1 protein-coding gene is annotated in these 856 nt (G+C 60.3%); it reads left to right on the top strand.

The features are described 5' to 3' along the window. Positions 1–105: 105 nt before the first annotated feature. On the top strand, positions 106–856 hold a 751-nt coding region (locus tag AC0L18_RS32355), incomplete at its 3' end, for a YihY/virulence factor BrkB family protein (RefSeq protein ID WP_473495737.1).

The raw sequence follows: 856 nt of genomic DNA, 5'->3' as shown, positions 1-856 counted from the left end.
TTTCTGCAGGCGGCGGATGTTTGTTTGTGAGCGCAGGTCTGCCACCTGCATCCTTTGGCGCTTTCATACGTTTGCCCGCGAAGAAGATGCTCCGGGCCGGCAGCCATGTCGAAAAAAACAGCCGACGACCCTTACGAAGATCAAGTGCAGCTTGAGCGGCGGGCCAGACGGCAGGGCCGCGGACGCAATGCCGAATGGCCGTCACAGATTCCCAGCCGTGGCTGGAAGGACGTGCTGTGGCGGGTCTTTGCTGAAGTAAACGAGGACCGTGTTATGCTGATCGCGGCCGGGGCCGCATTCTATCTGCTCCTTGCCCTCTTTCCCGCGCTTGCCGCGTTCGTGTCCATCTACGGTTTTGTCGCCGATCCTCAGACCATCGCTGAGCACATTGCGTTCCTTGGCGGCGTACTGCCTTCGGGCGGTCTGGACATTATCAGATCTCAGCTTGCGTCCTTGGCCGCTCAGAAGACTGGCGCGCTCAGCTTCGGCTTCATCTTCGGCCTTGCCGTCGCACTGTGGAGCGCCAGTAACGGCATCAAGACGCTATTCGAAGCCATGAACATCGCCTACGAGGAGAGTGAAAAGCGCGGCTTTATCCATCTGAATCTTCTGGCCTTGGGCTTCACACTTGGCGCCATCCTCATCGGTATCGGCTTTATCGTCTCGGTGGGGATCGTGCCGGCCATGCTTGCGCTGCTGAACCTCGGCGGTTGGACCGAAGCCCTTGTGCGGATCTTTCGGTGGCCGATGATGCTGATCCTGGTCGGCCTCGGGATCACGCTGATCTACCGCTACGGCCCCAGCCGCGAAAGGGCAAAGTGGCAATGGGCGACATGGGGCGCCTTCCTCGCGGCTG

It is taken from the genome of Mesorhizobium sp. WSM4819, from assembly GCF_055811215.1.
This window is presented reverse-complemented; position numbering and strand designations above follow the sequence as displayed.